The sequence below is a fragment of the Thiohalocapsa sp. ML1 genome (assembly GCF_001469165.1).
Lineage (GTDB): Bacteria > Pseudomonadota > Gammaproteobacteria > Chromatiales > Chromatiaceae > Thiohalocapsa.
The window spans coordinates 134,872-156,019 of the sequence record NZ_JABX01000010.1 but is presented as its reverse complement, the minus strand read 5'-3'; the positions used below and the strand labels follow the sequence as shown (position 1 = coordinate 156,019).

The 21,148-nt window shown below is 67.3% G+C and carries 18 protein-coding genes, 1 pseudogene and 1 riboswitch; of the genes and pseudogenes, 16 read left to right on the top strand and 3 right to left on the bottom strand.

What is annotated here, in order from left to right:
• Positions 1 to 2 precede the first annotated feature (2 nt).
• The 14 genes and pseudogenes from rpsE to ML01_RS08620 all read left to right on the top strand — a co-directional run bounded on the left by rpsE (position 3) and on the right by ML01_RS08620 (position 10,566).
• Positions 3 to 509 (top strand): 30S ribosomal protein S5, encoded by a 507-nt coding sequence (gene rpsE, locus ML01_RS08680; protein ID WP_058555001.1) that lies wholly within the window; start codon positions 3 to 5, stop codon positions 507 to 509.
• Positions 506 to 703: a 50S ribosomal protein L30 gene (gene rpmD, locus ML01_RS08675; RefSeq protein WP_058555000.1), complete on the top strand. Its 198-nt coding sequence runs from the start codon at positions 506 to 508 to the stop codon at positions 701 to 703. Before rpsE ends, rpmD begins: the two co-directional genes overlap by 4 nt.
• Position 704: 1 nt before the next feature.
• A complete protein-coding gene (gene rplO / locus ML01_RS08670; RefSeq protein ID WP_058554999.1) occupies positions 705 to 1,139 on the top strand; it encodes a 50S ribosomal protein L15 in 435 nt (144 codons plus the stop codon).
• A gap of 102 nt (positions 1,140 to 1,241) precedes the next feature.
• Positions 1,242 to 2,570, top strand: a complete 1,329-nt coding sequence (gene secY, locus ML01_RS08665) for a preprotein translocase subunit SecY (RefSeq protein WP_371258198.1) — start codon at positions 1,242 to 1,244, stop codon at positions 2,568 to 2,570.
• A gap of 76 nt (positions 2,571 to 2,646) precedes the next feature.
• Entirely contained in the window at positions 2,647 to 2,760 is a 114-nt protein-coding gene (gene rpmJ / locus ML01_RS27055) for a 50S ribosomal protein L36 (RefSeq protein ID WP_082674081.1), read from the top strand.
• Between the two features lie 83 nt (positions 2,761 to 2,843).
• Positions 2,844 to 3,200 (top strand): 30S ribosomal protein S13, encoded by a 357-nt coding sequence (gene rpsM / locus ML01_RS08660; protein WP_058554997.1) that lies wholly within the window; start codon positions 2,844 to 2,846, stop codon positions 3,198 to 3,200.
• A gap of 87 nt (positions 3,201 to 3,287) precedes the next feature.
• Entirely contained in the window at positions 3,288 to 3,674 is a 387-nt protein-coding gene (rpsK, locus tag ML01_RS08655) for a 30S ribosomal protein S11 (RefSeq protein ID WP_058554996.1), read from the top strand.
• A 17-nt stretch (positions 3,675 to 3,691) separates the two neighbouring features.
• Complete coding sequence (gene rpsD, locus ML01_RS08650) at positions 3,692 to 4,312, top strand: 30S ribosomal protein S4 (RefSeq protein ID WP_058554995.1); 621 nt, start codon at positions 3,692 to 3,694, stop codon at positions 4,310 to 4,312.
• A 37-nt stretch (positions 4,313 to 4,349) separates the two neighbouring features.
• The gene (rpoA, locus tag ML01_RS08645; protein WP_058554994.1) at positions 4,350 to 5,363 is read left to right on the top strand and encodes a DNA-directed RNA polymerase subunit alpha; all 1,014 of its coding nucleotides are present in this window, start codon (positions 4,350 to 4,352) and stop codon (positions 5,361 to 5,363) included.
• 34 nt (positions 5,364 to 5,397) lie between these two features.
• Entirely contained in the window at positions 5,398 to 5,790 is a 393-nt protein-coding gene (gene rplQ, locus ML01_RS08640) for a 50S ribosomal protein L17 (RefSeq protein WP_058554993.1), read from the top strand.
• A gap of 130 nt (positions 5,791 to 5,920) precedes the next feature.
• Positions 5,921 to 6,646, top strand: coding sequence for an S-adenosyl-l-methionine hydroxide adenosyltransferase family protein (locus tag ML01_RS08635; RefSeq protein WP_254045180.1), 726 nt, complete (start codon positions 5,921 to 5,923; stop codon positions 6,644 to 6,646).
• A gap of 117 nt (positions 6,647 to 6,763) precedes the next feature.
• Complete coding sequence (locus ML01_RS08630; protein WP_082674080.1) at positions 6,764 to 8,224, top strand: tetratricopeptide repeat protein; 1,461 nt, start codon at positions 6,764 to 6,766, stop codon at positions 8,222 to 8,224.
• 12 nt (positions 8,225 to 8,236) lie between these two features.
• A pseudogene (locus ML01_RS08625) lies at positions 8,237 to 9,547 on the top strand (tetratricopeptide repeat protein); the annotation flags it as partial.
• 155 nt (positions 9,548 to 9,702) lie between these two features.
• Positions 9,703 to 10,566: a DUF533 domain-containing protein gene (locus tag ML01_RS08620; RefSeq protein ID WP_058554989.1), complete on the top strand. Its 864-nt coding sequence runs from the start codon at positions 9,703 to 9,705 to the stop codon at positions 10,564 to 10,566.
• 91 nt (positions 10,567 to 10,657) lie between these two features.
• Here the strand turns inward: ML01_RS08620 and ML01_RS28510 are convergent, their stop codons facing one another.
• On the bottom strand, positions 10,658 to 10,753 hold the full coding sequence (locus ML01_RS28510; RefSeq protein ID WP_371258197.1) for a sigma 54-interacting transcriptional regulator: 96 nt from the start codon (positions 10,751 to 10,753) through the stop codon (positions 10,658 to 10,660).
• A 97-nt stretch (positions 10,754 to 10,850) separates the two neighbouring features.
• Between ML01_RS28510 and ML01_RS28505 the strand changes: the two genes are divergently transcribed.
• Positions 10,851 to 10,988: a hypothetical protein gene (locus ML01_RS28505; protein ID WP_156427610.1), complete on the top strand. Its 138-nt coding sequence runs from the start codon at positions 10,851 to 10,853 to the stop codon at positions 10,986 to 10,988.
• A 297-nt stretch (positions 10,989 to 11,285) separates the two neighbouring features.
• On the opposite strand, the gene ML01_RS08615 is transcribed toward ML01_RS28505, so the two are convergent.
• Together ML01_RS08615 and ML01_RS08610 are read right to left on the bottom strand one after the other, a co-directional pair.
• Positions 11,286 to 15,260, bottom strand: coding sequence for a PAS domain S-box protein (locus ML01_RS08615; RefSeq protein ID WP_058554988.1), 3,975 nt, complete (start codon positions 15,258 to 15,260; stop codon positions 11,286 to 11,288).
• 77 nt (positions 15,261 to 15,337) lie between these two features.
• The gene (locus ML01_RS08610; RefSeq protein ID WP_058554987.1) at positions 15,338 to 18,277 is read right to left on the bottom strand and encodes a chemotaxis protein CheB; all 2,940 of its coding nucleotides are present in this window, start codon (positions 18,275 to 18,277) and stop codon (positions 15,338 to 15,340) included.
• A 305-nt stretch (positions 18,278 to 18,582) separates the two neighbouring features.
• A riboswitch (cobalamin riboswitch) is annotated at positions 18,583 to 18,883 on the top strand.
• 179 nt (positions 18,884 to 19,062) lie between these two features.
• On the opposite strand from ML01_RS08610, the gene ML01_RS08605 reads away from it, so the two are divergent.
• A complete protein-coding gene (locus ML01_RS08605) occupies positions 19,063 to 20,994 on the top strand; it encodes a TonB-dependent receptor domain-containing protein (RefSeq protein WP_058554986.1) in 1,932 nt (643 codons plus the stop codon).
• Positions 20,995 to 21,148 lie beyond the last annotated feature (154 nt).

Genomic DNA, 21,148 nt, shown 5'->3' with positions numbered 1-21,148 from the left:
CAATGGCAGCATTCAATCCCAAGCCGGAAGGCGACGACCTGCTCGAAAAGCTGATCTCCGTCAACCGGGTCGCGAAGGTCGTTAAGGGCGGGCGAGTCTTCGGCTTCGGTGCCCTGACCGTGGTCGGAGACGGCAAGGGCCGCGTCGGCTTCGGCACCGGCAAGGCGCGTGAGGTGCCCGTGGCCATTCAGAAGGCCATGGAATCCGCGCGCAAGAACATGATCGACGTCCGTCTCAAGGGCGCCACGCTGCAGTATCCGCTGGTGGGCCATCACGGTGCCGCGCATGTGTACATGCAGCCGGCATCCGAGGGTACCGGCATCATCGCCGGCGGCGCCATGCGCGCGGTGTTCGAGGTGGTCGGCGTGCAGAACGTGCTTGCCAAGTGCATCGGCACCAACAACGCCATGAACGTCGTGCGGGCCACCATCAACGGCCTCACCAACATGGTGGACGCCGAGTATGTGGCGGCGAAGCGCGGCAAGACCGTCGAGGAGATCTTGTCATGAGCGACGCGGGCAAGGCCACCATGCGTGTGCAGCTCTTCAAGAGCTTGCACGGGCGTCTCGATACACATAAGGCCTGTGTGCGTGGCCTCGGCATTCGGCGCATCCACCAAGTGGTCGAGGTTGAAGACACCCCGGCCACGCGCGGCATGCTGAACAAGGTCTCGTACATGGTGCGCGAGGTCACGGAGAGCTGACATGCACTTGAACGATTTGAAACCGGCCGCGGGCAGCCGCCCGGCGCGCAAGCGTGTTGGCCGTGGCATTGGCAGCGGCCTCGGCAAGACCGCCGGACGCGGCCACAAGGGCCAAAAGGCCCGCGCGGGCGGCTTTCACAAGGTGGGCTTCGAGGGTGGTCAGATGCCCTTGCAGCGCCGACTGCCGAAGGTGGGCTTCACGTCTCGTAAGGCAGCCACCCGCGAGGAGGTCCGCTTGAGCGAGCTCGCAGCGGTGGACGGCGACGAGGTCACGCTCGACACGCTGCGGACCGCCGGCGTCATTGGCAAGTCGATCAAGCGCGTCAAGATCATCAAGTCCGGCGAGGTGAAGCGGGCGGTGAAGGTGCGCGGCGTCGGCGTCACGGTCGGTGCGAAGGCCGCCATCGAGGCGGCCGGCGGCAGCGTCGAGGAGTGACGCCTCAGGCCTCGGATCGCGGTCACCCACGGCGCGCACGCGCGTGCGACGGAGACTCCAGGAGTCCAGCTCACACCTATGGCTAAGAGCAGCACATCGGCCATGCAGTCCCTCGGCGGCATGGGCAGGCTCACCGAACTGCGTCAGCGTCTGCTGTTCGTGCTCGGGGCGCTGCTCGTGTACAGGATTGGGACCTTCATCCCGGTTCCCGGCGTCAACCCGGAGGCCCTCGCGATCCTGTTCGATCAGAACCAGGGCTCCATCCTGGACATGTTCAACATGTTCTCGGGTGGCGCGCTGGAGCGCGCGAGCATTCTCGCGCTTGGGATCATGCCGTACATTTCGGCAAGCATCATCATGCAGTTGATGGCGGCGGTGATCCCGAAGTTGGAGCAGCTCAAGAAAGAAGGTGAGTCAGGGCGGCGCAAGATCACGCAATACACGCGCTATGGCACTGTAGTGCTGGCGACCTTCCAGGCCATTGGCATCTCGTTTGCGCTGCAGGGGCAGACGGCCGGCGGCTCGCCGCTCGTGGTCATGCAGGGCTTCGCGTTCGTGTTCACGGCGGCCGTGTCGCTGGTCACCGGAACCATGTTCCTGATGTGGCTGGGCGAACAGATCACCGAGCGAGGCATCGGCAACGGCATCTCGTTGATCATCTTCGCCGGCATTGTCGCCGGGCTGCCCGCCGCGGTCGGCGGCACCCTAGAGCTGGTGCGAACCGGTGAGATGAACGCACTCACGGTGCTGGCGCTGTTCGCGCTCGCGCTCGGGGTGACGGCATTTGTCGTCTTTGTGGAGCGAGGGCAGCGACGGATCACGGTCAATTATGCGCGCCGCCAGCAAGGCCGGCGCATGATGGCCGCGCAGAGCACCCATCTGCCGCTGAAGCTGAACATGGCGGGCGTCATCCCGCCGATATTTGCCTCCAGCATCATCCTGTTCCCGGGCACACTCGGGCAGTGGTTCGGGCAGTCCGAGGACTTGCGCTGGCTTGCGGACATCACGTCGAAGCTCTCGCCCGGTGAGCCGATCTACGTCATCCTGTACGCCGCCGCGATCATCTTCTTCTGCTTCTTTTACACGGCGCTTGTGTTCAATTCGAAGGACACAGCCGACAATCTGAAGCGCTCCGGTGCCTTCATTCCGGGGATCCGCCCGGGAGAGCAAACGGCGCGCTACATCGACACGGTGATGACGAGGCTGACTGCGGCCGGCGCGATCTACATCACCGCGGTGTGCCTGTTGCCCGAGTTCCTGATCGTTGGTTGGAATGTCCCGTTCTACTTCGGCGGCACGTCGCTGTTGATCGTGGTCGTCGTGGTCATGGACTTCATGGCGCAGGTGCAGGCGCATCTGATGTCGCACCAGTACGAAGGCCTGATGAAGAAGGCCAACCTGAAGGCGCCTGGTGCGGGGCTGACCCGCTGAGGCTAGGCACAGAACAACCAGAGCCGGCCGGCATGGGTCGACGCGGCGAAGGCGCGATCAGCGCCGGGAGAAACCAATGAAAGTTCAGGCATCGGTGAAGAAGATTTGCCGGCACTGCAAGATCATTCGCCGCAACGGCAGCGTACGCGTGATCTGCAAGGATGTTCGGCACAAGCAACGCCAGGGTTGAGTCCCCTTCTATTGACGGGGTCGAAACAGATTGTTAGACTGCGCGGTTTACGTTCGCGCTCGCGAGATTGAGGAGTTCCCAGCATGGCCCGCATCGTCGGCGTCAACATTCCTGACCGCAAGCACGCGGTCATCGCGCTGACGGCCATCTACGGCGTCGGCCGCACGCTTTCCGCGCGCATTTGCGAGTCCGCGAACGTGCCGGCAACGACGCGCATCCAGGACTTGTCCGAGGAAGAGGTCGAACGGCTGCGTGTCGAGATCGGCAAGTACACCGTTGAGGGCGACCTGCGGCGCGAGGTGTCTATGAACATCAAGCGTCTGATGGACCTCGGCTGCAATCGCGGCATTCGCCACCGGCGCGGCCTGCCGCTGCGCGGGCAGCGCACGCGCACTAATGCGCGTACCCGAAAGGGGCCGCGCCGCCCGATCAAGCGCTAGGCGCGAACGGCCGAGCGCAGCACAGTCATACAGCGCAGGCCGCCGGTTCTCGGCGGACCGTGAAGCGATTTCGCCCAGGAGCATTCGGTGGCAAAACAAGTTAAACAGCGTAAGAAGGTTAAGAAGCAGGTGGCAGATGGCATTGCCCATGTGCACGCCTCCTTCAACAACACGATCATCTCGATCACGGACCGGCAAGGCAATGCCCTCGCCTGGGCGACGGCTGGTGGTTCCGGGTTCCGCGGCTCGCGCAAGAGCACGCCCTTCGCCGCACAGGTTGCGGCAAGTCGCGCCGGCGCCGCTGCAAAGGAGTTCGGCATCGTCAACCTCGACGTGAACGTGAAGGGACCGGGGCCGGGACGCGAGTCCGCCGTGCGCGCGCTGAACAACGCGGGGTTCAAGGTCACCAGCATCACCGACGTGACCCCGATCCCCCACAACGGCTGCCGCCCGCCGAAGAAGCGGCGCGTCTAACCGGAGACTCATTCGAAATGGCAAGGTACGTTGGACCGACCTGCAAGCTAGCGCGGCGCGAGGGCGTCGACCTCGGGCTGAAGAGCCGCGCGCGTGCACTAGAAACCAAATGCAACATGGAAAAGGTGCCTGGCCAGACCCAGGACCGTCGGCGCCGGCTGTCTGACTACGGCGTGCAACTGCGCGAGAAGCAGAAGGTACGCCGCATGTACGGCATCATGGAGAAGCAGTTTCGCAACTACTACAAGGATGCAGCGCGCCTCAAGGGCGCTACCGGCGAGAATCTCCTGCAGTTGCTGGAGCGCCGCCTCGACAGCGTCGTCTACCGCATGGGCTTTGGCTCCACGCGCGCCGAGGCGCGGCAGTTGATCAGTCACAAGGGCGTGCTCGTGAACGGCAAGGTGGTGTCCATTCCGTCCTTCAGCGTGTCTCCGGAGGACGAGATCGAGGTCCGCGAGAAGGCCAAGAAGCAGTTGCGCGTGCAGAACGCCATGGCGCTGGCCGAGCAATACGGCTTCGTGGATTGGCTGGAGGTCGATACCAAAGCGGCCAAGGGCGTGTTCAAGCGCGTTCCCGACCGTGGCGACCTTCCCCCCGACATCAACGAATCGCTGATTGTCGAGCTGTACTCGAAGTAAGATTTTTCAGGGGTCTGATCCCCAGAGGTTCTTGAACATGGCAGACGCCGGAAGCGGATTCCTCAAGCCGCGCATTGTCAAAGTGGAGGCCGTCGAAGGCTCGAAGCATCGCGCTCGGGTGTCGATGGAGCCCCTTGAGCGCGGCTTCGGGCATACGCTGGGTAACGCACTTCGGCGCATCCTGTTGTCGTCGATGGACGGCTATGCGATCACCGAAGTGGAGATCCAGGGCATCCTGCACGAGTACACGACCATTGAGGGCGTGCAGCAGGACGTGCTCGAAATTCTGCTCAACCTGAAGGACCTCGCCATTGCGCTGAACGGGCGCGAAGAGGCCACGTTCACGTTGAGCAAGGTCGGTCCCGGGCCGGTGACGGCCGCGGATATCGCCCTCGACCACACCGCCGAGATCGCGAACCCTGAATTGCTCATCGCGAACCTGACCGGCGAAACCGAGCTCAGCATGACGCTGACCGTCAAGCGCGGGCGCGGATACGTGCCGGCGACGCAGCGGGAGCTTGAGCCCGGCGAGGACCGGCCTATCGGCAAGCTGCCGCTTGATGCGTCGTTTAGCCCGGTCCGCCGCGTCTCCATCGAGGTGCCCTCGGCGCGTGTCGAGCAGCGCACGGACCTCGACCGACTGGTGATCGATCTGGAGACCAACGGCACCATCGATCCGCAGGAGGCCATCCAGAAGGCGGCGATCATCCTGCGCGATCAGTTGTCGAGCTTTGTCGATCTGGAGACCAGCACGGGCGGTGACATGCCGGCGGAGTTCGCGCCGAAGGAGCCGCCGTTCGACCCGATCCTGGTTCGCCCTGTGGATGAGCTTGAGCTCACGGTGCGTTCCGCGAACTGCCTTAAGGCGGAAAACATCTACCTAATCGGCGACCTGATTCAGCGCACCGAGGTGGAGCTGCTGAAGACTCCGAATCTCGGCAAGAAGTCTCTCACCGAGATCAAGGACGTGCTGGCCACCCGTGGCCTGTCCCTCGGCATGCGTCTGGACAACTGGCCGCCGGAGAACATCGACGAGCTGATGGTCAAGTGACCTCGCGGCTACAGCACTCAACGGAATCAAGATCATGCGCCATCGCAAAGCCGGCAGGCAACTCAACCGTACCAGTTCGCATCGCGAAGCGATGTTTCGCAACATGACGAGCTCGCTGATCCGTCACGAGCTCATCAAGACCACCTTGCCGAAGGCCAAGGAGCTGCGGCGCGTCGCGGAGCCCCTGATCACCTTGGGCAAGACCGACTCCGTGCATCATCGTCGGCTCGCCTTTGCGCGCCTGCGCGACAAGGTCGCCGTGGGCAAGCTGTTCACGGATCTTGGGCCCCGCTACCAGGCCCGTCCTGGTGGCTACCTGCGCATCTTGAAGTGCGGCTTCCGCCCTGGGGACTCCGCGCCGATGGCCTTTGTCGAGCTTGTGGATCGTCCCGTCGGCGATGGCACCGGTGACGTCGCCGACGATTGACGCGTTGGCGGGAGCTCGCTCCCATGGCCCGCGCGGGCGAGAGAAGGCCGGGTCATCCCGGCCTTTTTCGTTGTCGATGACGCCAGCGCCCAAACCCGTGCGCGTGCCACGCCGGCTAAGGCCTAAGTGCGTGGCACTGCTGAGCGATTTCGGTACCGGACCGTATGTGGGCCAAATGCGGCTCCTGCTCGCCGCAGCGCGGCCGTCCCTTTCGGTCATCGACCTGATCTCGAACCTGGTGCCATTTCGCCCGGATTTGGCGGCCTACCTGCTGCCCGGTCTGGTACGTGACCTGCCTGCGCGGACGCTCTATGTCTGCGTCGTCGACCCCGGGGTTGGCAGCGAGCGTGGCGTTTTGGCGGTGCGCATCGGCAAAGACTGGTTTCTCGCCCCGGACAACGGGCTCTTGAGCGTCCTGGTGCAACGGCAGCGCGGCGCTGCGCGGGCCTGGCGCATCCACTGGCGCCCGTGCGGCATGTCCGCGACCTTTCATGGCCGCGACCTCTTCATACCGCTCGCCGTGCAGATCAGCAATGGGGTTCTGCCGGGCGCTGTGGCCATTGATCCTACTGAGATGCAGGGCGCCGATTGGCCCGCCGCGGCGGCAAAGGTCTGCTACATCGACCATTACGGCAACAGCCTGTCGGGATTGGTGGCCGCAGAGATCCCGGCCGACGCTGTTGTGCACGTCGCAGGCGCCAGCGTCCGCGGCGCGCGGACCTTCTCGGATGTCGTCCCCGGGACCGCGTTCTGGTACGAGAACGCCTTCGGGCTGCTTGAAATAGCCGTCAATCAGGGACGCGCTGATCAGACACTCGGTTTGCGGCCGGGTGATCCGATAACATTCACAACTTGACACAGCGACATCGGTCGGCCCCAGAGACGCTGCGTCGGCGCTGGCAGGTCGCGCTGCGCGGCGTCGATCTCTATCTTCCTTCCGCCGCGTCTGCGGCGCGCCGATAAAGAGTGCTTCATGATTCGACCACGCCTCTTGGCTCCATCTTGGATCGGCGCCGCCTTGTGCTGCGCTGCCTTGTGTTGCGTTGCCATCGCGTCTGCGGACGAGCTCGATCGCGCGCGGGACTATTGGCAGCAAGGCGAGCTCACAGCGGCCACCTTGGTGTTGAAGGAGCATCTGAACAAAGCCCCGGACGACATCGACGCCCGCGTGCTGCTGGCGCGCGTCATTCTTGACCTCTATCAAGCGGCTGCGGCACGGAACGAGCTCCTGAAAGCGCAATCCGCCGGCGCCCCACGCGCCCTCGTGCTGCCGCCATTGGCACGCGCGCTGCTGCTGTTGGGGCAGTACCAGCAGGTGCTGGACGAGGTTGCAGTGGCCGCGGTGGCGGACCCCGCAGGCCAGGCGGCTCTCGCTGCCCTACGGGGCGACGCGCATCGCGGGCTCGGCGACCCGGCGGCGGCTCGCGCCGAATACGGCCGCGCACTGTCCCTGGTTTCAAACCAGCTCGACGCCCAGCTCGGCCTTGCCCGCTTGGCGCTGCTCGAGGGCGACATCGAACAGGCCCGGCAGGTCCTGCTTAGCACAGCGGCGCAGGATCCCAGCGCTGCGCAGGCCTGGGAGCTGCTGGCCGAGGTCGATTTCGCCCAGGCCCGGTATGCGGCTGCCGAGGAGTCGCTAGTGAAGGCCATCGTGGCTGGACGCAACAAGTGGATGCCGCGCTTCAAACGCTCGTTGGCGCGGCTGGAGCTGGGTAAGCTCGACGCGGCCGCAGCGGATATCGACGCCGTCGCCGATGAGTTTCCGGGCTTTCCCGGTCTCTTTTTCGCACGCGGCGCGTTGGCGTTGGCGCATGGGGATTTGGAGGCCGGACTCACGTCACTCGCTGCCTACCTCAAGTTCGACCCCGGCAACCTGCGCGCGCTATACCTGTCTGCGCTGGCCGAGATGGAGCGTGGAAACCTGGATCTGGCCGCCAACTATCTGCAGAAATACCTCGATCTGTTGCCGTCTTCCGTGCCGGCAAACCGCGCGCTCGCGGAGCTGCTGCTCCAAAAACATAACCCTGCGGCGGCCGAGACGCTACTGCGCAAGGCGCTCGCGCAGAAGCCGGATCAGCCCGAGCTGTTGGTGAGTCTCGCGCGCGCGCTCGGCCGCCAGGGGCGCTGGCAGGATGCGCAGCAGCCGCTCGATCGCATCATCGAGCTCGAGCCCGATGTCGCCCAGTATCGCGTCGCCGTCGCCGAGAATCTGCATCGGCTGGGCGAGCGGGAGGCCGCGCTGGTGCAGTTGGAGCAGGCCTTGGCGCTCGATCCGCTGGAGCGAACCGCACCGCTGATGCAGGTGAAGATCCTGCTTGAGCTCGAGCGTGCGGAGGTGGCGCTGGAGCTGGCCCAGCGGCTCGCCAGCGCGCGCCGCGCCGATTCCTATGCGCTCAACGCGCTCGGCCTTGCGCAGCTTGCGGTTGGGGCGTAGGCAGATGCCCGCGCCTCCTTCCGTGCGGCCCTCGACAGCGATCCGGCGTTTCCGGATGCAGCGCTGAACCTGGCTAAGCTTGCTATTCTCGATGCGGAGCCCGAGCGGGCGCGTATGCTCTTGGAGCAGGTCGTTACCGCGGTGCCGGGGCATGTGGAGGCGACGCTGGCGCTGGCAGAGCTCGATGAATACGGCGGCGACCTGCGTGGCCAGGAGCAGCGCTTGCGGGCGGCGATGGATGCCCGTCCGGAGGAGGCGCGTTTCCGGCTCGCGCTGGCGCGAAGCTATCTGCGCCACGGCACGGCGGAACAGTCCCGCACGCTGGTGCAGTCCGCGCCCGAACGGATGCGGCAGGAACCGGAGCTGATGCTGGTGCTCGGCCAGGCCCAGGCCGCCGCGGGGGACCTCGACTTGGCCGTAAAGACCTTGCAGGCCCTCAAGCTCAAGACACCTGACAGCGCCACACCGAACTACCTGCTCGCGGCGGTGTATGCCGAGCAGGAGAACATCCCGGCGATGGAAGAGGCGCTGGTCACCGCGGCCGCCATGGCGCCGCGCAGCCCGCTCATGGGCTCGGCCCTCGATCGGGCGCTGGCGCAATACAAGGGCTCATCCGAGCAGCTCGCACTGGTGCAGCGGCTCCTCGGGGCCACCGATAACGCTCCGCGCTTGCTGGGGCTCAAGGCCGATCTGTTGCTGGCCCACGGCGATGGAGCAGGCGCGGTGCGTCTGCTCCAGGACCTCTACGCGGACTATCCCGACGACCTCGGCGTCTTGCACAAGCTGGTGGACGCTCAGCGCGCCGCCAATGCCACGGCAGAGACCGTGCAGGTGCTCGAGGACTGGCTCGCGCGCCACCCGGCAGACGCCACGGGCAAGGTCATGCTTGCGGAAGTGCTGGTGGATGTCGGTCGCGTGGACGAAGGCCGGATGCTGCTCGAAGGCCTGATGGAGTCGGACGCGGCCCTCCAATCCAACCCGCTGGTGCTGAATAATCTCGCCTGGCTGCTGCGCGAGACGGACCCGGGGCGCGCCCTCGGCTACGCCGAGCGGGCGCTGCGGGCCGATCCGACAGCGCCGGCCATCAAGGATACGCTCGGCATCCTGCTGGTACGCTCCGGCCAGGTGCAACGGGGCTTGACGCTACTTGAGGAGGCGACGCGCGAACAGCCCACGGACGCCACCATCGGGTATCACTACGCCGAAGGGCTGGTCGGGGCGGACCGCAGCGCCGAGGCACGCGCCCTGCTGCTGAACCTGATGACCAGGGAGTTTCCCGAGCGCCCCGCCGCCGAGGCGTTGCTGCGCCGCCTCGGCGGCTGACATCCTGGCTTACATCACATGGACTGACGCCACCCGACGCTACACCTGAGCGCCTCGCTGGGGTACAAAGCGCAGGCTGGGGCGGCCCGGTGCGCGCGCAGCTACGCCGCCCGCTCCCCTGTCATGTCTCCACTTTTTTTTCAGAGGATCGGCACATGAACGACTTCGGCAGCCTCGTCGGCGCCTTCATGCAGAGCGCCATGGCCCCGTCCGCGGGCAACCGCATCGGCAGTGCACTAGAGCAACTCCAGCGCACCGGCTTGGGCGCGATGGGCGGCGGTGGTGCGCCCGGCATGGGCGGCACTCCCGCTGACATGTCCGGCATGCTCGGCGGCCTTCTGGACATCGTCAAGAGCGGCCTCGGCAACGCCGCGCAGCAGCCGGGGCAGAGCGGCGGCCTGGGCGCGGTGCTCGGCTCGCTCATGAGCGGCGGCGGCACTGGCGCGGCGGCGCAGGGCGGCATGCTGGCCGTGCTTGCAGGCGTGGCGATGAAGGCGCTGACCAGCGCCGGCGAGGCCCAAGCAGCGGGCGGACAGGGCGGCGGCCTTGCGGAACTGCTCGGCGGCCTGATGCCGGGCGGCCAGTCCGGCCAGTCCGGTCCGTGGTCCGGTGGTAACGTGCCGCTCGGTCTGCGTGCGCCGCAGAACACCGCCGAGCAGGAGGCGCTCGAGTCCACCGCGCAGCTCGTGCTCAAGGGCATGATCAATGCCGCAAAGTCGGACGGGCAGATCTCCCCGGACGAGATGCAGCGCATCGTCGGCAAGCTGCAGGAAGGCGGCGCCGATTCGGGCATGCAGCAGTGGGTAATGCAGCAGATGCAAACACCGCTCAACGTGCAGGCCTTCGCCGCCGAAATGCCGAACCAGGAGGTCGCCGCCCAGGTCTATGCAGCCTCCCTGCTCGCGGTGGAGGTGGACACCGACGCCGAGCGGCAATACCTCGCGCAGTTCGCCCAGGCCAGCGGCCTGCATCCGCTCGTGGTGGGGCAGATCCAGCAGACCCTAGGGGTTACGGCCTGACGCGCCAGCCAGGGCCGCTTGAGCTGGGGCCGAGGGCCGGGGAGTGTTCCTCGGCCCGCAATCCGCCGCGCTTGGTCGGCTCATCGAGCCATCAGAACTGGCTCACCCGCAGCAGCTTGGCCCGGACGGCCGCGCTGATCTCGGCGGTCTCGTCGAGAAAGATCGGGCCACCGTTGGCCTGCGCCAACCGCCCTTGCACTGCGCCCGGCGGATTGCAACGACGCTGTAGCGCGCCGCGCCGTCAGGCAGCAATAGCGGTGTTCTCCCACCGCGATCGCCGGGCCTTGTCCAACACCCGTGCGGTGAACAAGGCATATGCCAACGACTGGTTGCTCGCCTGGCTGGGACAGGCAACTGGCTCCGACAAGCAGCTAACGGCCATGGCGACCAGCGCCACCCTGGAGGATGAAAGTGGAGGATGAAAGGCGCTGCTCGCCAGGGCCGTTGCCCTCACCCCGGCCCTCTTCCAGGGGGAGATGGGGACTAAGGCGCGCGCTGCGCGCGACTTTCGTGGTAAACAGGGGTGCATCGCGCTCGCTTGCGGTGTTGACGAGGAGGTCAACACTCCAGTCAACACCGACGACACAGGCAACACTAGTCCACCCGTCAGCAACTCGGACAGTCGATGGTGACCACGACCACGACCGCGACCGCGACCACGACCGCGACCACGACCACGACGCCGCGCGTGCAACAGTGCGGGAAACGCCGCACGGGGGTCAGGTGGGCAATGGCCGCTGCCGCCGCGCGAGGTGGTTACCCGACGCGCTCGCAACGAGCGCCGCGGCCGGCATCGGCCGGCCGAATAGGAAGCCTTGCGCCTCGGCGCAGCCTTCGCGGCGCAGAAAATCGGCCTGGGCTTGGGTCTCGACGCCCTCGGCGAGGACCTCGAGCCCGAGCCCGCGGCCCAGCGCAATGATGGCGCGCGCGATGGCGTCGTCGTTCTTGTCGAGCGTCAATTGGTCGACGAAGGACTTGTCGATCTTGAGCCGATGAATGGGCAGCCGCTTTAGATAGGCCAGCGAAGAAAAACCGCTGCCGAAGTCGTCCACTGCAATGGTGATACCCATGCCGCGCAGCACGCCTAAGTTGGCGATGACCTGCTCGGCGCGGCGCATCAGCATGGACTCGGTGACCTCCAGCTCAAGCCGGTCCGGCTCGACGCCGGTGCGCGCTAGGATGGCGACGATCTCCTCCACGAGCCCGGACCGCTCCAGTTGGCGCACGGACAGGTTCACGGCCAGGCGCGGCACCAGAAAGCCCTCCGCGTCCCAGCGTGCGAGCTGCCGGCAGCCATGCTCCAGGGTCCAGGCGCCAAGCTCGCTGATGAGCCCGAGCTCCTCGGCGATGGGGATGAAGCGCGCCGGCGGGATCTTGCCGAGCTCCGGGTGATGCCAGCGCAGCAGCACCTCGGCCCCGTGCATGGTGCCGTCGGTGAGGCGCACCTGGGGCTGGAACTCCAGGGCCAGCTCGTCGCGGGCGAGCGCGCCGCGCAGCGCGTTCTCGAGCTTGAGTCGCTCGATGGCGCCGTCGGTCATTTCGGGCTTGAAGAAGCGGTAAGTGTTGCGGCCCCGTTCCTTCGCCTGGTACATGGCCACGTCGGCGTTGGCGAGTAGCGCGTCCATGTCCTCGCCGTCGCCCGGGAAGACGCTGATGCCGATGCTCGCGGTGATGTGGAGCTCGCGCCCTTGCGCCTCGAACGGCCTAGTGAAAATGGCGAGCAGGCGGCGCGCGAGCATCGCGGCCGCGTTCGGCTCGGCCATGTCCTCCAGCAGCACGACAAACTCATCGCCGCCCAGGCGCGCGATATTGTCGCGGTCCGCCACCTGCTCGGCCATGGCGCCGGCGACGCTTTGTAGCAAGGCGTCGCCCACCGGATGGCCGAGTGTGTCGTTGACGTTTTTGAACAGATCCAGGTCCAGGAACAGCAGCGCGAGCATACTGCCGTCGCGCGCGGCGCGGCGCAGCGACTGCTCCAGGCGGGCGCGCAGCAGCGTGCGGTTGGCGAGTCCGGTGAGGGCGTCCTTGTGCGCGAGCTGGTAGAGGGTCTCCTCGGAGCGCTTTAGCTGGGTGATATCGCCGAATACGGCGATATAGCTCGACAAGCGCCCGCCAGCCTCGTGCACGGCCGTAATGGTGCTGAGCTGCGGGTAGATCTCGCCGTTCTTGCGCCGGTTCCAGAACTCGCCGCGCCATTGGCCGGTGCGCGTCAGCGCTGCCCACACGGCCTGGTAGAAGCTCTCGTCGTGGCGGCCCGACTGGAGAATGCGCGGCGTCTGGCCCAGGGCCTCGTCCTCGGTGTAGCCGGTGATCTCGGTGAAGGCGCGGTTCACGGCGACGATGCGAAGCTCCGGGTCCGCGACGATGATGCCCTCGGAGGTGTTCTCGAACACGGTTTTTGCCCGCGCCTCGCGCAGCGCCGCCGCGCGCCGCTCGGTGAGGTCGTGCCAGATGGCGAAGATGGCCGGCTCGCCGCCGAGCTCCACGGGGATCAGGGTCAATTGCAGCAGCCTGAGGCTGCCGTCGGCGCAGAGGTGCTCCCAGTTGCAGCGTTCCACCTTGCCGTCCGCCAACGCGGCGAGGATACGCGTCTGCTTGTCGATGCTACGCTCGCCGTCCGACTGGAATTCGGGCGCCAGATCCGCCGGCTGCTTGCCGAGCAGCGCGCCCTCGTCGTCGTAGCCGAGCAGGTTCAGGGCGGCACGGTTGAAGGATGTGAACACGCCGTTCTGGATGATGTTCATGCCTTCGCCGGCGGACTCATAGAGCGCGTGGTAGCGCAGCTCGGCCTCGCGGCGGGCGCGCTCGGCGGCGCGCTGCTTGTCGATGTCGGCGATCATGCCGATGGCGCGGCCCTCGCCGTCGTTCGGTTCGTGCAGCAGCGCGACGGTGAGCCGGCCCCAGACGACTTGGCCGTCTTTGCGGACATAGCGCTTGTCGCGGGTGTAGCTGCTGCGGCTGCCGGCGACGAGCTCCGCGTAGAGCTGCGTGTCCCAGGCGACTTCCTCCGGGTGCGTGTAGTCGCGGAAGCTCATGCCGCGCAGCTCCGCGGCGGAATAGCCGAGGAATCGCTCCAGCGCCGGGTTGGTCAGCACCGGGCACCCCTCGGCATCGACCACGGCGATGCCCACCGGCGCGGCGTCGAACATGGCGCGGAAGCGGGCCTCGCTCGCACGCAGTGCCCGGTCCGCATCCACGCGCGCGGTGATGTCCTGGATGCTGCCGCGCAGGCCGCAGACGCTGCCGTCCGCCGCGCACAGCGGCTCGCCGGTGGTCTTGACCCAGCGCTCCCGGCCACAGGCGCTGGTGAATCGCAGCTCCAGCGCGTACGGGGTGCCGTCGGCGAGCGCAAGCATCACGGCGTCGCGCAGCAGCGGACGATCTTCGGGGTGGTAGAAGGCCAGCGCTGACTCCAGGGTCGGCACGAAGTCGTCCGCCACCTCGTGCAGCTCGCGGGTAACCCGAGTCCACAAAAGTGTGTTCAGGCTGCTGTTGAGCTCCCAGCCGCCGACCCGCGCGAGGCGCCCGGTGTCGTTCAGCAGGGCCTCGCTGCGGCGCAGTGCCTCGCGTGCCTCGTGGCGCTGGGTAATGTCGCGGTTGACCCCGCGCCGGCCCAAGTAGCGCCCGTCCATGGTGGCCACGGGCCGGCAGACGTGCTCGATCCAGCGGATGCGCCCGTCGCGGGTGCGGATGCGGAAGCTCAGCGGGTCGTTGTCGTGATTGGGGCTCGTATGTGCAAGCCGGATGTGCGCCTGCCAGCGGGCGCGGTCGTCGTCGTGCACGATGCGCTCGAAGAGCCCGTGATCGGTGCGGAATTCCTCGGCGGTATAGCCGGTGATGCCGGCACAGGCCGGGGAGACGTAGATGAAGGTCAGGTCCGAGCCTAGCCAATAGTCCCAGTCGGGGCTAAAGTCGGCGAGCACGCGATAGCGTTCCTCGCTGCGCTCCAAGTCGTCGTAGGCGCGCGCCAGGGCGTTGCGCTGGCGGATGACCTCGGTTTGGTCCACGATGGCGCAAATGTAGCGCTGCGGGGCCTGTTCCTCCCCGGGCAGGTGGGCGATATGCAGGTCCGCCTGGAAGCGGCTGCCGTCGGCGGCGGAGAAGCGCACCTCCGAGAGGCCCTCGGAATGGCTTTCGCGGGCGCGATGGAACGCCGAGCCGACGGCGCCGCGGTCGTCCTCGTGTACGAGCCGGACCAGAAAATACTGGTGCGAGCGAATATCGCGCAGTGCCAGCAGCGCGCGGGCGCGGGGGTTCACCTCCAGGATCAGGCCGTAGTCGTCCACCACCAGGCCCGCCATCGGCAGCTCCGTGAAGAGCGTGGTGTAGCGTGATAGGGCCGTCTGGGCCTGCTGCTCGCTGGCGCGGAGCTCGTCGTTCTGGATCTCCAGCTCCGCCTGGTAGACGCGGAGGTTCTCGATGAGGCCGGGCACCGCCAGCTCGCCCGACTCCAGCACCTGCTCGACCAGGTCGAAGCGCCCGGCGCGCAGCGCATCGAGGGCGCGGCCCCGGAACAGGACGGCCGGGCTGGCGGCGGCGTCTCCGGGTGGGACCAGCGGCGCGGATGCAGCAGCGCCGGGCGCCATCGGCTCCGCCGACGGCAGCCGTGCCGTGTCGGCATTGGGTGCCGGCGGGTCTGCCCCGGGCCGCTCGGCACCGGGCGCCTCGCGGTCGCCTGTGTTCGCTGTGGTCATGGCTCAATCCTGCGCCGAAGCGCTCGGCACGGTGCCGTTGCGCGTGGCGCCGCGTCCGCAGGCTGTCCGCGCGCGGTTCAGCCGCCGGCGTCCCGGTACCAAGGGCTGATGTCGACATGGCTGACGACGATGCCGCCGTTGCCGTGCACGATGGGTGCTGCGTGCATCGCGAACCAGCGCTCACCGTCAGCGCCGCGGTAAGGGTAGACCATCGCGAAGTCGTCGCGCCCCCCGGCGATGAGCTCATCAAGCCCGGCACGGAGCATCGTCTCCTGCTCGGCCGCGAAACCCCGGCCGCCAGCCCAGGCATCGGGGTAGTGACCACCCGGGCCACCGTTGGCGTTGTGGCTGTCGGCAAACTCGCGCCAGGCGCGGTTGATCATCTGTACCTCACCGTCGTCATTGAGCAGCGCCACGTGCTCCGGCAGGGAGTCGAGCACGGCCTGCAGGCGCTCGGCGTCGCGCAGCACCGTGACGTCCACAAATGTCGCGACGGCGCCGCGCGCCTCGCGCTCGCGCACCGCATAGGGCAGCACCCGCAGCAGGTACAGCCGGCCATTGGCGACGCGGATCTCGCGCTGGCTCATGTTGCCGTCGGCAATGGTGCGCTTGAGCTCCTCAACGAACTCGGGATAGTCCAGCAGGTTTGTGAAGTCTTCGATGGAGCGCCCGAGATCCCCGTCACGGATCTTGAACAGGGTCGTCGCTTCCGGCGTGAAACGGGTCAGCAGCAGGTTGGAGTCGACGAAGATGGTCGCAATCGCCGCCGCCTTGGCCATGTTGTCGAGGTCGGCGTTGAGGCGGTTCAGGATCTCGATCTTTTCCTGGTTCTCGGCGTTGACGGTGTAGAGCTCCTCGTTGACCGACTGCAGCTCCTCGTTGGAGGACTGCAGCTCTTCGTTCGAGGCCATCAGCTCCTCGTTGGTGGCCTGCAGCTCTTCGTTAGCGGTCTCCAGCTCCTCAATGGTGGCTTGCAGGCTCTCGCGGGTGGCCGCGAGCTCGCGCTCCAGGGTCTGCACGCGTTCCACGTGCTCCTGGTCCATGTTCATGGTCTCGATGTCGCTGCTCGCCGGCGCCGCCGCTTCGCCGGCGGGGGCCACGACGTCCGGCTCGAAGGACAACAGCAGGTGCGGCTCGCCGTGGTCGAGCGACACGCTGCGCGCGACCAGGCGCAGGCGCTCCGTGGTGCCGTCCGGGAGCTGCATGGTGAGCAGGTCGGAGCGCAGCGGCTCTTGGCCGCGGGCGGTCTTGTGCAGCAGCGCCTGGGCCACGGGTGCCAGGGTCTGCGGCAGTAGCTTGGCGAGGTCGAGCGTCACGGCGCCCTCGCCGATGCGAAGATAATGGCTCACGTCGCCAAAGACGTGCATCAGCTCCTGGTTGGCGCTGAGCAGCAGGCTGGTGGGCGCATAGGAGCGCAGCAGCACCGACTCGCCCGCCTCGATGGCGGCGGCGTCGGTGAGGTGGCGGTCCTTGGTGGTATGCCGGCGCACATGGGTCGCGCTGCCGGCGAGCCGGCTCAGTTGCGCCGCGCCGGTGTCCAGCGGCAGCGCCACGTGCCGCAGGATGCGGAACACCTTGGCCTTGGAGTTAACGGCGGTGAAATCGCTCTGGAGCTGAGCCAGGGTCTCGCTGGAGCCGAGAAACAGGAAGCCGCCGGGCGCGAGGGCATACTGCAGCCGGCGCAAGGCGCGCTCCTGCGCATCGGTGCGGAAGTAGATGAGCAGGTTGCGGCAGGACACCAGATCCATGCGCGTGAAGGGCGGGTCGGACAGCAGGTTGTGCCGCGCGAAGACGATGTTCTGGCGGATCTCGTTCTTGATGACGAAGTGGTTGCCGCGCTTATAGAACCACTGCTCCAGGCGCTCCGGCGAGACCTCCGTCGTGATGGCCTCCGAGAAGACGCCGGCGCTGCCGAAGTCCACGTTGTGCTGTTCCACGTCGGTCGCGAACAGCTTGAGCGGCGGCCAGCGGCGCGCCCGCGCGCAGGCCTCGGCGAACAGGATGGCGATGGAGTAGGCCTCCTCGCCAGTGGAGGTGCCCGGCACCCAGACGCGGATGGGCTGGTTCTCGCCGCGCTCCTTGACGATGGTGTCGATGGCGGTCTGCGCCAGCACCTCGAAGGCCACCGGATCGCGGAAGAAGTTGGTGACCGGGATCAGCAGCTCGCGGCGCAGCGCGTTCAGCTCGGTGCGGTCGCCATCCAGGAGCCGGGCGTAATTCTCCAGGTCCGGCACGTGGCGGACCTGCATGCGGCGCTCGATGCGGCGCATGACCGTCGCCGGCTTGTACTCGCGAAAATCGATGCCGCCCTGGTGCTGGAGCAGGTGCATGGTCTCTTCCAGCGCGCTTTGGCGGTCGGCGGTGACGCCTTCCTCGGGCGGGCGGATGCGCGGGCGCGGGGCCTGGCTGATGTGGTCCATGACCCGCGGCCCGAGCTCCTCCGGCGGCAGCGTGGCGTCCACCAGCCCGGTGGCGATGACGCTGCGCGGCATGCCGTCGAACTTGGCGGATTCGGGCTCCTGCGCCAGCAAAAGCCCGCCGGCGTCGTTGATGGCTACGGCGCCGCGGGTGCCGTCGGAGCCGGTGCCGGACAGCACGACGCCGATGGCGTACTTGCCAAACTCCCGCGCCAGCGCGGTGAAGAAGAGGTCGATGGGCAGCGTCAGGCCGCGCGGGTTCTTCGGGCTCAGGCGCAACTGGTTGCGCGAGACGCTCATCACGCTCGCGGGCGGGATGAGATGCACCCGGTCCGGCTTGATCTCCATGCCGTCCTCAACCGTGACGACGGGCATGGTGGTGTGGCGCCCGAGCAGGTTGCCCATCATGCTCTTGTGATCCGGCGACAGGTGCTGGATCACGACATAGGCCGCACCGGAGCGCGCCGGCAGGCCGTGGAAGAACCGCTCCAAGGCATCGAGCCCGCCGGCGGAGGCGCCGACGGCGACAACGTAGAACTTGGCTTCGGGCAGGGCGTCCTCGGTCTGCTGCAGGTCGAGGCCGGTGCTGGTATCTGGCATGTGAGACTGCTCTATTGTCGTATCTCCAGCGCTAAGAACCTGTCCGCGATCGCGGCCGGATCTCGGCAAGGCATCGGAAAACGGCAGGCTGCGATCGCGTTTTCAAGGGTTTCGATGCTTGAAACTACCGATGCCCGCTGTCGGAAACGCCTGTTTGCCGCTGCATTCAGCGTCTATGCAGCCTTTGAATTGTACGCCATCCCTAGGTTCAAGCCCCGATGCGGCGAGCGCTACCGCAGCAATTCCGCCTGTATTGATCCGCGTCACCGCCGACGCTTGCGGCGCGCGGCGTAAAAACACCAGAATATTCGGGCTTACCGATAGGTGCCCCGGCCGCTCGCAGCACGCGAGGGGCCGTGGGGTTAAACGGGAAGCCGGTCCAGTGCCGGGCCGCGGACCAACGCCGATGTTCGGCGCCTCCGCCGCCCGCACGATTCCGGCGCTGCCCCCGCAACGGTAGACGAGCAGTGCCGCGGCAATTGACCACTGTGGTCTTCGGACCATGGGAAGGTGCCGCGGCCGGCAAGCCCTGAGGACCTGAGCTCAGCACAGGCCCCGCCTGCCGGCTCGTGAGCCCGGATACCGGCCTATCGGCTGCTCGCGGCGTCGCGGAGGGCGGTGTCGGCGTGCCGGTGCCGCGCGTGCGCCCGTCGCCTGCTCCCCGTGCGCTCTGCCGTACCCGGGCCGGCGCTGGTCCTGCCTTCGTCCATCGTCCACGCCTGCCCCCCCCGGCGTCTTCTTCCATAGCCGGGCCCCAGCGGGTGAGCGGGGCCGAGGGGTGACGCATGTCCTATTCCTGCCTGTCCGAGACTGTCCGCGGCGCGTCGCGCCGCCGGGCACTGCTGCTTGCGTTGGCGCTGTTGCCGCCAACACTCGCTGCGCAAATCGAGAGCGATCCCGACGCGTCCGGCGGCGGTCGCGCCATCAGCGACCTAGACCCCGTCGTGGTCACCGCGACCCGCACCGCCGAGACGGTTGACGCGACCCTGGCCCCGGTCAGCGTCATCACGCGCGCGGAGATCGAGCGCACCCAGGCGCAGAGCACCCTGGGCCTGCTGCGCGGACTGCCGGGCGTGGTGCTATCGAACGCGGGCGGACCCGGCCGCGTCACGGAGCTCTATCTGCGCGGTGCCAACCCGAATCAGGTGCTGTTCCTGGTGGACGGCGTCAAGGTCGGCTCCGCCACCACGGGCCAGACCGAGTTTCAGCACCTACCGGTGAGCCAGATCGAGCGCATCGAGGTGGTGCGCGGGCCGCGCTCCAGCCTGTACGGCTCCGAGGCGGCGGGCGGCGTGGTGCAGATCTTCACCCGCCGCGGCGGCGGGCCGCTCACGGCCTTCGGCGAGGTCACGACCGGCCGCTATGAGACCGCCGGTATTTCCGGTGGGCTGCGCGGCGGCGGCGAGCACGGGCGCTTCAGCCTGTCCGGCAACTTTGATCAGACCGAGGGCTTCAACGCCTGCAGCGGCCGCGGTGCGCCGTACTTCGACGGCTGCGGCACCGACGAGCCCGATGCCGACGGCTACGAGAACCAGGGCGTCAGCGCCAGCGCGGGCTACGACTTCGCCGACCGGGCCAGCGTCGACCTGAGCTTCCTCAGCGTCGACAGCGAGGTCGAGTTCGACGGCGCCTTCCAGAACAAGGCGCGCAATCGCCAGCAGGTGGCCGCAGCCAATGTGCTCGTGCGCCCGCTGGACGCCTGGGACATCCGCATCACGGCCGGGCGAAGCTGGGACGAGCAGCGCAACTTCAAGGACGACGCCTTCGCGAGCCGCTTTGCGAGCCGCTTTGAGACCCGCCGCGACACCCTGAGCGTGCAGAACGATGTCGCCATCGGCGCCGAGCACCTCGTCACCGTCGGCGTGGACTATGTGCACGACGCGGTCGGCGCGAGCGTTGCCTATGCCGAGGACGGGCGCGACAACGTCGGCGTCTTCGGCCAATACCAGGGCTGGTTCGGCCCCGCCGCGCTGAAGGCGAGCCTGCGCCACGACGACAACGAGCAGTTCGGCAGCCATGTCACCGGCGATGTCGTGCTCGGCTATGATCTGCGGCCCAATCTCAGGGCCACCGCCGCCTACGGCACCGCCTTCACGGCGCCGACCTTCAATGACCTGTACTTTCCGTCCGATCCCTTCTTCGCCGGCGGCAACCCGGACCTGGACCCCGAGCAGTCCCGCAGCGCGGAGGTCGGCCTCGCCGGGCGCATTGCCGCGCTGGACTGGTCGCTCAACCTGTATCAGATGGACATCGACGACCTGATCACGCTGGTGCCGCCCGCCTATGGCGCCGAGAACATCGACGAAGCGCGCATCCGCGGACTCGAAGGGGCGCTCGCGGGCGAGGTGCTCGCCACCGAGGTCCGGGCTTATCTCACCCTGCTGGACCCGCTGAACCGCTCCGCCGGGCCGGACCATGGCAAGCTGCTGCCGCGGCGCCCGGAGCAGACGTTCAGGCTGGATCTGGACCGCAGCTTCGGCGCCATCGGTGTCGGCGGGACGCTATTCGCAGCCGGCCGACGCTTCGACGACGCCGCCAACGCGGTGCGGCTCGACGGCTACACGCTGCTGGACCTGCGCGCGTCCTACGCCTTCAGCGACGCCCTGCGCGTCGAGGCGAGCGTCGAGAACGTCTTCGACGAGGAGTACGAGACCGTGGCCTATTACAATCAGCCGGGCCGCGGGTTGTACTTGACCTTGCGCTACGGAAGGAACTAGGTCCTAGGGGCTAGGTGCTAGATGGCCCTAGCCCCCCGCATCTTGTCCCTAGCACCTAGCACCTAGCACCTAGCACCTAGCTCCTAGCTCCTAGCTCCTAGCTCCTAGCCCCTAGCCCCTAGCCCCTAGCCCCTAGCCCCTAGCCCCTAGCCCC

Excerpts from the sequence above, each read along its gene's own strand:
- rpsE (WP_058555001.1), top strand. The coding sequence starts at position 3 with ATGGCAGCATTCAATCCCAAGCCGGAAGGCGACGACCTGCTCGAAAAG.
- rpmD (WP_058555000.1), top strand. The coding sequence starts at position 506 with ATGAGCGACGCGGGCAAGGCCACCATGCGTGTGCAGCTCTTCAAGAGC.
- rplO (WP_058554999.1), top strand. The coding sequence starts at position 705 with ATGCACTTGAACGATTTGAAACCGGCCGCGGGCAGCCGCCCGGCGCGC.
- secY (WP_371258198.1), top strand. The coding sequence starts at position 1,242 with ATGCAGTCCCTCGGCGGCATGGGCAGGCTCACCGAACTGCGTCAGCGT.
- rpmJ (WP_082674081.1), top strand. The coding sequence starts at position 2,647 with ATGAAAGTTCAGGCATCGGTGAAGAAGATTTGCCGGCACTGCAAGATC.
- rpsM (WP_058554997.1), top strand. The coding sequence starts at position 2,844 with ATGGCCCGCATCGTCGGCGTCAACATTCCTGACCGCAAGCACGCGGTC.
- rpsD (WP_058554995.1), top strand. The coding sequence starts at position 3,692 with ATGGCAAGGTACGTTGGACCGACCTGCAAGCTAGCGCGGCGCGAGGGC.
- rpoA (WP_058554994.1), top strand. The coding sequence starts at position 4,350 with ATGGCAGACGCCGGAAGCGGATTCCTCAAGCCGCGCATTGTCAAAGTG.
- rplQ (WP_058554993.1), top strand. The coding sequence starts at position 5,398 with ATGCGCCATCGCAAAGCCGGCAGGCAACTCAACCGTACCAGTTCGCAT.
- ML01_RS08630 (WP_082674080.1), top strand. The coding sequence starts at position 6,764 with ATGATTCGACCACGCCTCTTGGCTCCATCTTGGATCGGCGCCGCCTTG.
- ML01_RS08620 (WP_058554989.1), top strand. The coding sequence starts at position 9,703 with ATGAACGACTTCGGCAGCCTCGTCGGCGCCTTCATGCAGAGCGCCATG.
- ML01_RS08615 (WP_058554988.1), bottom strand. The coding sequence starts at position 15,260 with ATGACCACAGCGAACACAGGCGACCGCGAGGCGCCCGGTGCCGAGCGG.
- ML01_RS08610 (WP_058554987.1), bottom strand. The coding sequence starts at position 18,277 with ATGCCAGATACCAGCACCGGCCTCGACCTGCAGCAGACCGAGGACGCC.
- ML01_RS08605 (WP_058554986.1), top strand. The coding sequence starts at position 19,063 with ATGTCCTATTCCTGCCTGTCCGAGACTGTCCGCGGCGCGTCGCGCCGC.